At 36.0% G+C, this 12866-nt stretch carries 9 protein-coding genes and 3 pseudogenes; 4 read left to right on the top strand and 8 right to left on the bottom strand.

Features of this window, described 5'->3' with window-relative positions:
- Positions 1-502 (top strand): Uma2 family endonuclease (locus PN471_RS02435; protein ID WP_271775513.1); only part of this gene is annotated, 502 nt, incomplete at its 5' end.
- Between the two features lie 67 nt (positions 503-569).
- Here the strand turns inward: PN471_RS02435 and PN471_RS02430 are convergent.
- From PN471_RS02430 to PN471_RS02415, 4 genes and pseudogenes are all read right to left on the bottom strand, one after another.
- Positions 570-746, bottom strand: a pseudogene (locus PN471_RS02430) (manganese catalase family protein); the annotation flags it as partial.
- A 63-nt stretch (positions 747-809) separates the two neighbouring features.
- Entirely contained in the window at positions 810-1082 is a 273-nt protein-coding gene (locus tag PN471_RS02425; RefSeq protein WP_027403466.1) for a GlsB/YeaQ/YmgE family stress response membrane protein, read from the bottom strand.
- 145 nt (positions 1083-1227) lie between these two features.
- Positions 1228-2610: an oxygen-independent coproporphyrinogen III oxidase gene (hemN, locus tag PN471_RS02420; RefSeq protein WP_271775512.1), complete on the bottom strand. Its 1383-nt coding sequence runs from the start codon at positions 2608-2610 to the stop codon at positions 1228-1230.
- A gap of 354 nt (positions 2611-2964) precedes the next feature.
- A complete protein-coding gene (locus PN471_RS02415) occupies positions 2965-3639 on the bottom strand; it encodes a biliverdin-producing heme oxygenase (protein WP_271775511.1) in 675 nt (224 codons plus the stop codon).
- Between the two features lie 393 nt (positions 3640-4032).
- Between PN471_RS02415 and acsF the strand changes: the two genes are divergently transcribed.
- Positions 4033-5109, top strand: coding sequence for a magnesium-protoporphyrin IX monomethyl ester (oxidative) cyclase (gene acsF, locus PN471_RS02410; RefSeq protein WP_271775510.1), 1077 nt, complete (start codon positions 4033-4035; stop codon positions 5107-5109).
- A gap of 237 nt (positions 5110-5346) precedes the next feature.
- On the opposite strand, the gene PN471_RS02405 is transcribed toward acsF, so the two are convergent.
- Positions 5347-6264, bottom strand: coding sequence for a metal ABC transporter substrate-binding protein (locus tag PN471_RS02405; RefSeq protein WP_271775509.1), 918 nt, complete (start codon positions 6262-6264; stop codon positions 5347-5349).
- Positions 6265-6498: 234 nt separating this feature from the next.
- Here PN471_RS02405 and PN471_RS02400 point away from each other — a divergent pair, with 234 nt between their 5' ends.
- Positions 6499-7320 carry a metal ABC transporter ATP-binding protein gene (locus PN471_RS02400; protein ID WP_271775508.1) on the top strand — a complete coding sequence of 274 codons (822 nt, stop codon included), beginning with the start codon at positions 6499-6501 and terminating at the stop codon, positions 7318-7320.
- 113 nt (positions 7321-7433) lie between these two features.
- Entirely contained in the window at positions 7434-8279 is an 846-nt protein-coding gene (locus tag PN471_RS02395; protein WP_271775507.1) for a metal ABC transporter permease, read from the top strand.
- A gap of 337 nt (positions 8280-8616) precedes the next feature.
- Here PN471_RS02395 and PN471_RS02390 read toward each other — a convergent pair.
- The 3 genes and pseudogenes from PN471_RS02390 to PN471_RS02380 form a co-directional block, all read right to left on the bottom strand.
- Positions 8617-8814: pseudogene (locus PN471_RS02390) on the bottom strand (element excision factor XisI family protein); the annotation flags it as partial.
- 35 nt (positions 8815-8849) lie between these two features.
- Positions 8850-9029: pseudogene (locus tag PN471_RS02385) on the bottom strand (element excision factor XisH family protein); the annotation flags it as partial.
- A 568-nt stretch (positions 9030-9597) separates the two neighbouring features.
- Positions 9598-12696 (bottom strand): serine protease, encoded by a 3099-nt coding sequence (locus PN471_RS02380; RefSeq protein WP_271775506.1) that lies wholly within the window; start codon positions 12694-12696, stop codon positions 9598-9600.
- Between the last annotated feature and the right edge of the window lie 170 nt (positions 12697-12866).

Genomic DNA, 12866 nt, shown 5'->3' with positions numbered 1-12866 from the left:
TAGTCCTAATCAGAAAAAATCAGAATTTTTCCGAGGTCCAGATTTTTTTGTTGTATTGGGAACAGAACGCAAAACTCGGAAAAGTTGGGTAGTTTGGAATGAAGATGGTAAATATCCCAATGTAATTTTAGAAATTCTCTCACCAACTACAGCGAATACAGATAGAGAATACAAAAAAGAACTTTATCAAAATACTTTCCGCACACCGGATTATTTTTGGTTTGATCCTTATACCTTAGAATTTGCAGGTTTTCATTTATTAGATGGAAAATATCAACCTTTAGAAGCAAATGAAAAAGGACATTTATGGAGTCAACAATTAGGTTTATATTTAGGAACTAATGAAGGTTTATTGCGGTATTTTACGCCAGAAGGAAAGCTAGTTCCTACACCTGAAGAAAGTGCAGAATTTGAAGCAAAAAGAGCAACAATTGAAGCTGAAAGATCCGAACGTTTAGCAGCAAAATTGCGGGAATTAAATATTGATCCTGACACACTGTAAAATGTAGGTTGGGTTAAGCGACAGCGCAACCCAACAAAAGCTTTTATAATTAAGTGTAAGAGGATGTTTGAAAAATATCCTTAATTCCAGGATTTTCTACATGAAAAGATTGTACCCAATATTGCAAAGCGGCGGAGAGTTCACCAGTTGCACCACCAAATTGTTCTAACATCAACTGAGCAAAACGGGGATTTGCTTCATCAACCTTGACAACATGAATTGATTCTTTTTTGTGAAAAAACATAATTTTAGCTCCTGGAAACTTTCACCTAAAAAAACACAATTTATCATCCTAACTATTGTTAAGTTATACTCTGCTGCTTCTTTGCCATAACCCCCATAAATAAATCGCAATAATTGCCCCTATAACTGCCACTACTACTCCAGGAATACTTAAAGATGCGGATGTAAGTTGTAAAGTCCCTGTACGAATGAGAGTAAATAAAGTTCCACCGATAAAAGCACCAACAATCCCTAATATCATGGTGGATATCATCCCCCCACCTTGATAACCAGGATAGATTGATTTGGCAATTACTCCGGCTAATAGTCCTAAAATTATCCAAGTAATAATATTCATGGATGTCCTCAAAAATTTGACTCAAGTTATGTCAAATTTATCAAAGCTTCATATTATTTATTTCTATCTAATGACATAAACTATATAAATCAAAAGGTATGTAGTTTTGTTCTCTCCATAAATCATCACTACATACCAATTCTAATTAAATAGAACGAGAGAATTTTGTCTCTCTAGTTCTTGTATGAGTATCGAAAACAACCGCAATATTTCTAACTAGCAATCTGCCAATATCAGTAATATAGATTTCATCAGCTAAGACATTTACTAATCCATCAGCTTGGAGAGGGGCTAATTGTTGGAGTTCATAGCCGAAATATTTATCAAAATTGATCTGATATTTCTGTTCAATTTCTGACTTATTTAGTTGAAAGTGAGACATTATGGACATAATTACATCCCGTCTAATAATGTCATCTTGAGTGAGTTTAATGCCTTTACTGGTGGGAATTACACCACTCCCAACTGCTTTGTAATAATCCTTTAATTCCTTGTGGTTTTGAGCATAGGCATCTTCTAACATACTAATAGATGTAGCCCCAAACCCAAATAATTCGGTTTCTGCATGGGTAGTATAACCTTGGAAATTACGTTTTAGTGTACCATGACGTTGAGCGATCGCTAATTCGTTATTATTTTTAGCAAAATGATCCATGCCAATAAACAGGTACTCGTTATTAGTTAATTCCTCAATTGTCATTTTGAGAATCTCTAACTTTTCTTCTGCTCCCGGTAATGCGTCTTGAGGAATCATTTTCTGCACAGGTTTAATCCAAGGTACATAGGCAAAATTAAACACGACAATTCTATCAGCATCTAACGCCATTGTCTTGTGTAATGTTTCCCGAAAAGTCTCAAGAGTTTGATAGGGTAAACCATAAATTAAGTCTACATTCACACTATCAAATTCAGCTTCTTTAATCCAACCCATGACATCAAACAGCAATGATTCTGGTTGAATGCGATTCACGGCTTTTTGTACTTCTGGGTTGAAATCTTGAATCCCAAAACTAATCCGATTAAAGCCGATATCCCGCAAGAATAAGATATAATCTCTATTTACATAGCGGGGATTAATTTCAATAGATACTTCGGCATCTGAAGCAATTTGGAAATTATGAGTAATATTTTTCCACAAAAATTCTACTTGATTAAGTTCTAAATAATTTGGTGTACCTCCACCCCAATGAATTTGAAGCACCTTTCTATCTTTATCAATTAAAGCTGAAGTGTTTTTGATTTCCTGTTCCAAATGTTCTAGATATGGAATGGCTATATTCTTGTTATTGGTAATTACTGTATTGCAACCACAGAAATAGCAAGCACTTTGGCAAAAAGGAATATGGAAATACAAAGATAGGGGAGTTTTTCGTTGATTGGAAGCGGTAATTACAGATTGAAACTCTCTTGCGGTGAAATTTTCACTTAATTCTGTTGCTGGGGGATAACTTGTGTATCTGGGAGCGCGAGTATCATACTTTTGAATTAGATCAAAATCAAACTTAACGCCAGGTAATAGAAAAACCATTACAGTCTCCAATAAATGTGAGTATATTTCTGTGTAGTTGGGAAGTAATCAATTTTCCCGATTTAATGTTGTAATTTAGGATTTAGCAAATAGAATATGTTTATTCTATTTGTTTGTAGTTAGCATTATTTTTTGACGAACCACAGAGCCACAGAGAACTCAGAGGAAGAGGATTGTTGTAATTTAGGATTTAGCAAATAGAATATGTTTATTCTATTTGTTTGTAGTTAGTCTTATTTTTTGACGAACCACAGAGCCACAGAGAACTCAGAGGAAGATGATGGATTTTTATATAATTCATCGTTGTTAAAGTTAATTGGGTGATGAATTATATTTTTGTAAATTATGCGGGACTTAAACTAAATCATTGTAAGTGGCTCTACCAAGAGCTTGGATTAAGATACTTTCCAATTCTTGAAGTATCTGCATATTTAACTTAAAAGCATGGTTGGCTTCTGCTACAATTTTGTCAGCGGTTGTATCATCAATATTAACTTTATCTAATGCTTGACGATACTTTCCTTTGAAAGTCTGCTTGTCTGGAATTTGCTGAAAATTGTAAAAGGAAGTTCCTTCATGTCCAGAAAGTTTTAAGGCTGACTGAGCAATTTTTTGGAGCATTTGCCCACCAGAAAGATCACCCAAATAACGAGTATAGGAATGAGCTAACAATAGTGCAGGTTCATGAGTGGAAATTTGTTGGATACGGGCAATATAAGCTTGGGCGGCAGGTGAAGGGGTGATGCGCTTGTACCATTGACTCCCATAATAAAATAACATATCTTGCTCTAGGGAAGATTGGCGATTTAGTTCGGGAAAATAAATCAAACTAATTACAGGATGCTGTTTATGTTTCTCGATTGCTGTTTCTAGTTCACTATAAACAAAATAGAAATTTCTCAACAATTGAATGAAACAATCTCTATCTACAACTCCTTTGACAAAACATTTCATGAAGCCGAGATTTTCTGAATCTGTATGCGCTTGTTGAGTTCCTACACGCAGTTTCATGGCCAAATCATTACTCATTCTTAGTTCCTTCTTGTTTACTTGTCAGGGTTTGCAAATCTCAACGACTTGTTTATCAGTTCACCGTCTTTATCATCACAGGAAAATTGCTATTCTCTGGGAATAGGGTTTTGAGAATAATTTCTCTAGCACAAATTACTACCGATGTGGATTTCGGCGATTTTCACTGTCCTGAAATTATTTAACTATTATTCTTTGTATAACTATAAGAGTATTCATATTTATTTATGGTTTCATCAATACATTTGTCCCGGAAATAGGTATTTAAACTATACGAGAATTAGAATAATTCAGTATTTTTGTAAGAATTAGTTTCAATAATTTAACTGATGACTAATAACAAATATTTATGCTTATATAATTTTAAGGCAGATAATGGTAAAGGGACTACTTATGGTTAAATCGTTGGATAAACCGCCACTTGATCTATCGCAATCGGGTGTAAAAACACCAGTTCAAGAAACATTATTAACACCCAGGTTTTATACCACTGACTTTGATACAGTGGCAAAAATGGATATTTCTGGGTATGAAACGGAATTAAGGGCTGTAATTGACGAACTCAAGGCTGATTATAACCGTCATCACTTTGTGCGAGATGATGAATTTAAGCAAGGTTGGGATCACATTGTTGGTGAAAAACGACTTGCTTTTATTGATTTTTTAGAACGTTCTTGTACTTCGGAATTTTCTGGGTTTTTACTATTTAAAGAATTATCTCGTCGTCTCAAGGATAGTAACCCTTTGCTATCAGAAGCATTTGCTTATTTAGCACGAGATGAAGCCCGTCATGCTGGCTTTTTGAATAAGTCAATGGCAGATTTTAACCTTTCCCTTGACTTGAGTTATCTCACTAAAAATCGTACCTATACATTTTTCCCAATCGAGTGGGTTATTTACACAGTTTACCTATCGGAAAAAATCGGCTATTGGCGCTATATTTTAGTATATCGCCACATGGAAAAAAATCCAGAGTACCAGTTTTATCCTCTATTTAGGAAGTTTGAAAGCTGGTGTCAAGATGAGAATAGACACGGTGATTTTTTCAAGGCTTTGTTACGTTCTCAACCCCAGTTATGGAATAATTGGAAATCTCGGCTATGGGTACGTTTCTTCCTATTAACTGTATTCGCTACCCACACTATGACAGTATTTGAAAGAGGGAATTTCTATGAGATATTAGGTATGCACCCTCGTAAGTACAATACTCAAGTAATTGAGGAAACCAACAAAACCGCAGCTAAGGCATTTCCAATTATTTTAAATACCAATCACCCCTACTTTTTTTGGTATTTAGAACAATGTGCATTGTATAATCAGAAAATAATTGATCTCAATCAAATTAATGATTGGGGAATTGTGAAATTTATCCAGAAAATTCCCTTAACTTTAATGATTTTTTGGTATATGTTCAAAATTTTTCTGATTAAACCCATCAACACAGAGGCAACTCGTGAACAAGTTTGTTAATTAGGTGACAGGTGACAGGTCGCAGGTGACAGGTGATAGGTGATAGGTGATAGGTGATAGGTGACAGTTAAGAGAGAATAGGTAATAGGTAATAGGTAATAGGTAATAGGTGATAGCTGACAGGTGACAGGTGACAGGTGACAGTTAAGAGAGAATAGGTAATAATTATTTACCAACTACCAATTACCAATTACCAATTACCAATCACCAATTACCCATTACCCATTACCCATTACTCTATTTTTTATTCTTTAATTGCAATGGCGTATATTTTCCCCCTAATGCTTCAACAATAGCGCGGGTATTTGCTGCCATCATTTTTATATAAGTATCGCCATTACTACCTTTTGCCCCAATAGAATCAGAATAAAGTCGAGTTGGTGCTAATTTTACTCCGGCTTCTTCGGCTACTGTTTTAATTAAAGCTGGATTAATTGTTGTTTCCGCAAATATGGCGGGAACACCGATTTTTTTAACTGATTCAACTAACTTTTTCACGGTTTGGGCGCTGGGTTGTTCTTCCGTACTAATGCCGATTAAAGTTCCTGCGATCGCTATTTTATAAGCATTACCATAATATTGAAAAGCATCATGGGTAGTGATGAGTTTCCGTTTATCTGCGGGAATTGTTTGAATTTCTTGAAAAATCCAAATATGTAATTGCTGTAATTCATCAGTTAGCTTTTGGGCATTTTGAGTAAATTTCTCTTTGTCTTCTGGTGACAATTCAATTAAACTATCTCGAATGGCTTTCACCATAGATATAACATTTTCTGCACTGCCCCAAACGTGAGGATCTGGAACAATTTGTCCTTTACCTTTATCTAACTTTAAGGATTTAACAACTTCCCCCACAGGGATTTTTTTGACTGTCCCTCCAGCAGCATTCATTAACTTAATTAATCCTGGTTCTAAATTGTAACCGTTATACAAAACCAAGTTAGCTTTTTCTAAAATCCGACTATCTGCGGGTACTGGTTCGTAAACGTGAGGATCTGTACCTGGGTTAAGAATACCCGTAATTTGTACTTCTTCTCCACCAATTTCTTCAGCTAAATCAGCAATAATGGTACTCGTTGCTACAATCTGGGGTTTACTATTTCCCTGGGGTTGGGAATTGGGAGTACAACCCATTAAGGCCAAAGATAAGAACATTCCTAGACAAAGGGAGAACCTAACCCCCGACCCCTTCCCTGGGAGAGAAGGGGAGTAAGAATCAAAGCCTCTCTCCACATAGGGGAGAGGTTTGGAGAGGGGTTTCAGTAATAAGTCATACATTGTATCAAGTATTAGTTTCATTTATCTTACTGATTACTTCTAATTATAGATATTCTCATAGTTCTCTCATTTTTATGGTAAGCTCGAAAAATAAGTATTTTAACTAGGGTTATGCAAAACGTCTCTTTTTACCACAAATTTAGTTTATCTCCCAAAAATCAAATAGATATACTTACAGAAACTATCAAACCTATTGACATGAATTCATCAACAGCAATCAATGTTACTCATGTATGTGTACATTATCGCACACAGGAAGCATTGAGAGATGTTAATTGTATAATTAAGCCAGGAAAAGTCACAGGTATTTTTGGTCCTAATGGTGCGGGTAAAAGTACATTAATTAAAGCTATTTTGGGATTAGTTCCCATGAATAGTGGTCAAGTTTTATATAAAAGCAAGCCTTTAATGCAGCAACTAGAGAAAGTTGCTTATGTACCACAACGTAGCCAAATTGACTGGAATTACCCCGCTACTGTGTGGGACGTAGTGATGATGGGGCGTGTCAAAAAAACAGGCTGGTTACGGAGTTTCTCCACAGTTAGTCGCCAAATTGCTAAACAAGCACTAGAAAGAGTGGGAATAGGAGAATTAAAAAATCGTCCCATTGGTGAACTTTCAGGAGGACAACAACAACGGGTATTTTTAGCTAGGGCTTTAACTCAAGAAGCGGAAATATTTTGTTTTGATGAACCCTTTGTCGGAATAGATCAAAAAACCCAAGCTATCATTTTTGAAGTTTTTCAAGAATTAGCAAAAAATGATAAAATTGTCTTAGTAGTTAATCATGATTTAGGGGAATCTATCACTCATTTTGATGATTTAATTTTATTAAATTGTGAATTAATCGCTACAGGTTCACGCCAACAAGTCTTAACAGAAGAAAACTTATATCGCGCTTATGGTGGCAAGGTCATGTACTTTGCGGCTTAATTTATTATGTGTTTGAATCAGCCAGTTTGAATTAGGAATGTGAATTAAATACAGTTTTTACAGTTTTTAATACTAACCTACGTATGTTTAGTTTATTTCTTCTATTTAACAATATGTTTCAAGCACTAATAGAACCGTTGCAATATGGCTTCATGCAGCGTTCCTTAATCATCGCCATATTAGTAGGTTTATTGTGTGCCATTGTTGGTAGTTATTTAATGGTACAACGCCTTGCATTGCTGGGTGATGCTATTAGTCATTCAGTATTACCAGGACTAGCGATCGCCTTCATGATTGGTGCTAATATCTTTGTTGGGGCGTTTATAGCTGGTGTTTTGAGTACAATGGCTATAGCTGTCATTAAAACCCGATCTCCCATTAAAGAAGATGCCGCTATGGGCATAGTTTTTTCTGCCTTTTTTGCCCTTGGTGTCACCTTAATTACAGTCATTCAAAAAGATAATAAAATTGACTTAAACCATTTTCTTTTTGGTAATATTTTAGGTGTAACTGGGGACGAAGTTAGAGATACAGCTATGATTACAGCTATTGTTTTAATAGTAGTTTTCTTATTATATAAAGAACTGTTATTTTACACATTTGATCCTTTGGGCGCACAAGCTGCAGGTTTACCAGTTAATCGTTTAAACTTTGGTTTAATGTTGTTAATTGCTTTAACAATTGTTGCCAGTATGAAAGCTGTGGGAGTAATTTTAGTATTATCACTTTTAATTACTCCCGGTGCAACTGCTTATTTGTTGGTCAAACGTTTACACGAAGTGATGATTTTAGGGGCGGTAATTGGGGTAATTTCTAGTATTAGTGGAATGTATCTCAGCTATTTTTATAATTTACCCTCAGGTCCAGCTATTGTGTTAGTAGTTTCGGGTTTATTTACCTTGGCTTTGTTGTTGAGTCCTCGACATGGAATTTTGATATCTATGATAAAGAATAAATAAAATTATCAAATTGGTAATTAAATTACATTAGTAATTACACTAATATTGATGGAAGACAAATTTTTTACCCATATTAAAACACCAGCATTAGGTTGAGGTCGCACTAATTCACTAATAATATTAGTAAGCTGTTACGCAGCTAAATTTGATAACCATAATTTAACTTTGTAGTGCGGGCATCTTGCCCGCTAGAATTTACAAACTAAATGCACAACAGCTTATTACCCCTACTTTTGACTTCCCGCAGCGTCTCCTAAGTGACAAATAACCCCCTCAAAATCATCAAACACTCAAGTCACAGTAGCGCAAGCATCTTGCTTGCATATTTTTATCCTTGTTAAAAGCACAACATATTTACTAAAACTATTTGATTTTTAGGAATACTAGCGTTGACAAGTTCATTTGTAATCCCATCTTCTGTACCATCTCTTTGAATCCAGACTTGATTATTGATAATATCAATATGAATTAAACAGCCATGTGTTCTCTATTTATTTTCCCAACCAATTGTTAGTAACAAGTAACTGTTTTCTGATTTATCAATGATTAATTTTCTTTCTAACTCTCCATTTTAACTTCTACTGCTATTTTTTGTCCAGTTTTCTCTGCGGCTATGAGTTTTTCTGCACCTAAATCAATATATAAATCCCTTGTTCCCCATTTTAGCACAAGTGGATCTTTAGTAATTTGCCAATTTTCTTTTTCTAGGGCATTTTTAACCTGATTATGATAAATATCTTTTGCTGGCATAATGTTTTTAGAAATCAGAATTTTTACCCTTGACAATTTTCTGAGTTTATCCTATCATTAGATTATAGTGGAAATCTGTGTCGCCATATATATAGGACTTACGCACAAGTCACGGAATAATGAACCACGTTCGCGAAGCGTGCCGAAGGCATAGGAACGAAGAGAACGAAGAAAAGAGGGTTTGAGATATTTTGCGTAAGTCCTGATATAGTCAAGTTATTAACAGGCTCATAGAAAAACAGAGATCAAACATTCCCAAAAACTCATCAACCCAATCATTATCAAACATCCTGTTAATCCTTAAATCCTGGACATCCTGATTCTGACAAAATATTATTGTTATCATTCAGAGCTTCCCGTGAACATTCCCCAGCAGAACCAGGGAACGAGGGAAAATCTCACAATCACATCCTGTTAATCCTTAAATCCTGGACATCCTGATTCAGACAAAATATTATTGTTATCATTCAGAGCTTCCCGTGAACATTCCCCAGCAGAACCAGGGAACGGGGGAACAATCACATCCTGTTAATCCTTAAATCCTGGACATCCTGATTCAGACAAAATATTATTGTTGTAATTTTCTAGGTAAAGTAGATAGCAATTTCTGAGTATCAGCAATTATTTTATCACCCCAAAGATTCTTTTTTAAAAAGTTAGTATCTGCAAAGTTTTTATCTAATTTTAATGCCGTTTCCGCTAACTGATAAGCCTGTTGTTGTTCTCCTTTAGTATATAAAGCCACAGCTAAAGCTAATATGGGTTCGGCTGATTTATTATCAATTTTCATGGCTTTTTGCCATTGTTTAATCGCTGTTTCTTTGTCTCCCTGTTCATATTTTATCAAGCCTATATTATTAACAGCAGCTAAACTATTGGCATCTTTAGCAACCGCCTGATTATATTCAGATATTGCAGCTATGTAGTTTCCTTGTTGATGATAAACAACTCCCCGGTTGCTGTAGGCTTGGGCTAAGTTAGGATTAAACTTGATAGCTTGGGTGTAATCATCTATAGCACCTTGCTTATCTCCTAATTCATAACGGACACTTCCCCGAAAGTAGTAAGCATAAGCATCGTTAGGATTAATCTTAATAACTTCGTTAAAATCTGCTATAGCACCTTGATTATCTCCTGATTGAGCTTTAGCAATTCCCCGGTTGTAGTAGGCATTGGCATAGTTAGGATTAAACTTGATAGCTTGGGTGTAATCATCTATTGCACCTTGCTTATCTCCTAATTCCTTACGGACAACTCCCCGGTTGTAGTAGGCATTGGCATAGTTAGGATTAATCTTGATAGCTTGGGTGTAATCATCTATTGCACCTTGCTTATCTCCTAAATCATCACGGACATTTCCCCGGTTGTAGTAGGCTAGGGCATCGTTAGGATTAATCTTGATAGCTTGGTTGAAATCTGCTATTGCCCCTTGCTGATCTCCTAATTGCAAACGGACACCTCCCCGTCCACTGTAGGCTAGGGCAAAGTTAGGATTAATCTTGATAGCTTGGTTGAAATCTGCTATTGCCCCTTGCTGATCTCCTAATTGAAAACGGACAACTCCCCGGACGGTGTAAAATACTGCACGGGGACTGAGTTCAATGGCTTTATTTATCGCTGCTGCTGCTTCTCTATATCTTTTTAAACTAAATAAAACCACCCCCTTTTGAACATACACATTGGGATTATTGGGCTGGAGTTGAATAGCTTTATTTATGGCTGCTAAGGCTTTATCCAGTTGGTTTGATTGTCTATAGCCTACAGTTAAATTATACCAAGCAGGCATAAAATCAGGTTCAGATTGCACCGCTTGCTCAGATGCAGTTATAGCTTCTGGATATTTTTTACTCTCAAATAACGCCAAACCCATGCCAAAATAAGCTAAGTGAATAAACTTTGGTTTTTGGTTAATTGCTGCTTCAAAAGCCTGTATTGCTTCTGGATAACGACGTAAGCGCCACAGTTGATTTCCCCTTTCTAACCATGCACTGGCGGTAGTATTGCTCTTGGAAACATCTACTGATAAAATCGCTGTTTGAATAGACTTAACTTCTTGTGAATTTAGTTCTGGTGTTGGGGTGGTTTCTACCTTTTGTGCTTGGGTATTCAGTCGGGTAGCTAATGCCAAAAATGTACTCACCGGAATACCCAAACTATTACCTAATTGGATAGTTTCTTTACTATTACTATTATTATCAATAGCAGTTTGTCCATCAGTTCTGCCATGAATACCTATTACCCTGCCTTGGGAATCTAAAACAGGTCCCCCACTCATGCCGCCAAAGGTGATACTACTATAAACTAATTCATATCCTCCTGTTAAAGAAACTGCACTTTGGGCTATACCAGAACTATTAGTATTAAAATCTGATTGGGTAGTAGCTAATAATCCCCTTTCCTTACTATAAATTTGTCCCAATGTGAACCGCCAAGGTGATTTTTCTCCTAATCTGGGATAACCCGCAGTGAACATATATTCATCATCTTTTATGGGATAATTTGCTAAAGTTGCAACTTGATAATTTTCCCGACTGGTGAATTTAACTACTGCTAAATCTACCCCCTCTTCTAATTTAATGGTGCTTGGTTCTACGGGATATTGTTTACCATCTACTGTGAGGATTTTATAGGTATTTGGCTCACATGGTCCTACTTTATCTGGTGGTTTACAAACTACATGAGCCGCAGTTAAAACGGTGTAAGTATCTCCTTGTTTAGCAATAATAATTCCTGAACCATTAGTACCGCTACTGCTATCAATTCTGACGGTAATTTGTTTAGCTTTTGCTTCTAGTTCTCCTAACCAACCTGTTAATGGTACTTCTGCTATTGTCTGTTTAATATCTGGGATAGGTAACTTATAAGCGGTGAGAACTTCTGGTTTTACCTGAGCTAAAACGGTTTTAATGGGTATTCCCCAACTCAGTTTTCTGAACTCTTGAATTTCTGGATTTGTGGGGCGTTTTCCGTTGGTATAAATATAAGCAGAATTGACTAAAGGATAGGAACTAATGCCATTAATTCCTATTAAATTTCCTGTATTACTAATAATTGGACCGCCACTCATTCCTTGTTGAATATCGCTGGTATAGCCAATTTCATAACCATCTTTTAAACTCGGTTGGGAGATGATTTGTTGTATTTTTCCTGTTGTCAATACTAATTTATCTTCAGATACAGCATATCCTGCGGCCATAACTGGTGTTTCTAAGTTAATATCAAAGGAGGCGATTCTGTCCGCAATTTCTGATGGTAAACAATATTGTTGATTAGATGTAAATTCTAATATAGTTAAATCAAATTGATCAAAGTTAGTATTAGGTAATATCTTAGCTGGATATTTTTGACCATCGGCTGTGATAATATTGATATTATTAATTCTTCTGACAACGTGGGAATTAGTCACTACTAAATAAGAGTTACCTTTTCTAGCGAAAATTGTCCCGGAAGCGCCTCTTTCTTTGTCTCTGACTCTAACTGTAATTTGTTTAGCAATGGTTTGTAATTGTGGTTCTGAATAAATACCGTTTTCTGGGTCTGCTGGTCGTAATTTGCACCTTTGCCAGGTCTGTGTAAGTAGTTTTGTTGTCTTGGTTGGGGTTTCTATTGCTGACACTGGATAAGGTAGCAGTAGTAAGCAGGTAATGATAGCGATTTGACGTTTCATGATTAGTTAAATAGTGTTTTTATAAGTAGTGATTTACCCCCCCTGAATTCCCCCTCCGGAATCTTGTCCCCTCCCTTTAGAGGATGTTTGAAAAGTTTTTAATGTATAAACAAACCCCTCTCCAAACCTCTCCCCGACGCGGGGAGAGGCTTTGAAACCCCCATTCCCTA

The sequence above is a fragment of the Aphanizomenon sp. CS-733/32 genome (genome assembly GCF_028330045.1).
In the GTDB taxonomy this organism is placed as follows: domain Bacteria; phylum Cyanobacteriota; class Cyanobacteriia; order Cyanobacteriales; family Nostocaceae; genus Dolichospermum; species Dolichospermum gracile.
The sequence above is the reverse complement of the archived record's forward strand: the minus strand, read 5'-3'. Positions and strand labels throughout refer to the sequence as shown.